2 protein-coding genes are annotated in these 2,107 nt (G+C 71.0%); one reads left to right on the top strand and one right to left on the bottom strand.

What is annotated here, in order from left to right; all coding sequences use genetic code 11:
• On the bottom strand, positions 1–332 hold a 332-nt coding region (locus B4E30_RS13335; RefSeq protein WP_286795567.1), incomplete at its 3' end, for an alanine:cation symporter family protein.
• Positions 333–403: 71 nt separating this feature from the next.
• On the opposite strand from B4E30_RS13335, the gene B4E30_RS13330 reads away from it, so the two are divergent.
• Positions 404–2,107, top strand: a 1,704-nt coding sequence (locus B4E30_RS13330; protein WP_286795566.1) for a lipase family protein, incomplete at its 3' end; no start/stop codon positions are given.

The following is a 2,107-nucleotide window of genomic DNA, read 5'->3' as shown; positions in this document are numbered from 1 at the left end:
GCACCGCCGATGAAGGCCATCAGCCACATCCAGAACACCGCCCCCGGACCGCCGATGGCGATCGCCGTGCCGACGCCGGCGATGTTCCCCACTCCGACGCGGGAGGCGGCGGAGATCGTGAACGCCTGGAACGCCGAGACCGACTGGGGCTTTCCCTCGGCGGTGCGCGGCGTCTTGTCGGTGAGGGTGCGGAACATCTCCGGGATCAGTCGGAACTGGACCACCCCGGATCGCACGGTGAAGTACAGCCCGAGCAGCACCACGATGGGCAGCACCAGCCACGTCCAGAGATTGTCGCCCCATGTGGCCAGCCACGCGCTCACATCCGCCATCCGGTCAGTATGGCGGTGATCGGGCGGCCGCGTCGATGCCGCGCCCGTTCCGGCGTGCCTATGCTGACGAGGTGAATCGGGTGGATGCGTGGCGACGGGGGCTGAACGCCCTGCCGCGCCTGATCGCCGGCGCTCCGCCGATCGTGGTGATCCTGGTCGGGGGTCTCGCGCTGCTGCTGGGCGCTCTGATCGTCACGAGGCCGCTGACCTCGCTCCTGCTGCTCACGGTCTACGTCGGACTGAGCGCGCTCGTCTTCGGACTCGTCCAATTCGCCGCACCCCACCAGGAGCGCGGATGGGCCGCCCGGATCTTCGCGGCGCTGTGGGTCGTGCTCGGCCTCGCGATGCTGCTGGGACTGGGACGCACCCTCGAACTCCTTCCGGTCGCCCTGGCGCTCCTTCTCCTCGTCGGCGGTGCGCAGGCCGTCGTCGATGCTCTGGTCGGCGGCACCCTCAGCCAGCGCGTGCTGTGGGCTGCCTCCGGCGCCGCGCAGATCGTCTTCGCGGTGCTCTCCCTCACCTGGCCCGACGTCACGGTGCTGGTGGTGGCCGTCGTGTTCGGCGTGCGCACCCTCGCATTCGGCGTGTCGACCGTCGTTCGCGGATCGGTCGCCTTCACGCGGGCCCCCCACGAGCGCGATGCCGCACTGTTCGCCCGATCGGCGCTCAGCATCGAGGAGGTTCATGACCGACGCGGGCGCGTGTGGGCGGCCACCGGCCGCTATGCGCTGGCCGTCCTCCTCGTGGCCGTTTCCGCCGGCGGCTGGTGGCTCAACGACTGGCTCCAGGATGGCGCGCCCGTCGTCGACGCCTTCTACGATCCGCCTGCCGTCGTCCCCTACGACCACGGGCAGCTGATCCGCGTGGGTGACTTCTCGGGTCAGCAGCCCGACGGTGCCGAGGTTCAGCGCATCCTCTACACCACGCGTGACGCACTCGGGCAGCCTGCCGTCGGCAGTGCGCTCGTCATCTCGCCGACCGCCCCCACACGTGGTCTGCGCCCCGTGGTGCTGTGGAATCACGGCACCACCGGGGTCGCCCAGGGGTGTGCGCCGAGTCTGCGCGACGCCGCCGCGACGACGTGGTCCGTGCCGAGCCTCGACGAGGTGATCGACAACGGGTGGATCGTCGTCGCTCCGGACTACTCGGGGCAGGGGGCGCCCGGCACCTTCCCCTACCTCATCGGACTCGGCGAGGCGCGCTCGTCCCTCGACGCGGCCGTCGCGGCGCGGCAGATGGACGACCTCTACGCATCCACCCGCACCGTCGTGTGGGGCCACTCCCAGGGCGGGCACGCCGCGCTGTGGGCGTCGCAGATCGCCGACAGCTACACGCCCTCGCTGCAGGTGCTCGGGACGGCTGCCATCGCGCCGGCGGCCGATCCCCACGCCCTCGCCACCGAGCTGCTGCGCGAGGGTGCGTCCGTGGAACTGTCCATCCTGATCTCGTGGGTGCTCGTGCCCTATGCGGACACCTACGACGACGTCGAGCTCGCCCGGTACGTCGCCCCCGGCGGCGAGGCGATCGTGCGCGAGATGACACAGCGGTGTCCGTCCGAACCGGGTGTCGTCATCTCGGTCGCCACGGCGCTCGGCGTCTCGGAGGATCGTCCGCTGTACGTCGAGAACCTCGCGGCCGGACCCCTCGGGCAGCGCCTGCGCGAGAACACGCCGCAGGGTCCGTGGGAAACGCCGTTGCTGATCGCGTGGGGCGGGGACGACGAGGTCATCCCGCCGGTGCTGCAGGAGCGTTTCGTCGCCGACCTCTGCGAGCAG

It is taken from the genome of Microbacterium sp. UBA3394, from assembly GCF_002358725.1.
In the GTDB taxonomy this organism is placed as follows: Bacteria; Actinomycetota; Actinomycetes; order Actinomycetales; family Microbacteriaceae; genus Microbacterium; species Microbacterium luteum.
This window is presented reverse-complemented; position numbering and strand designations above follow the sequence as displayed.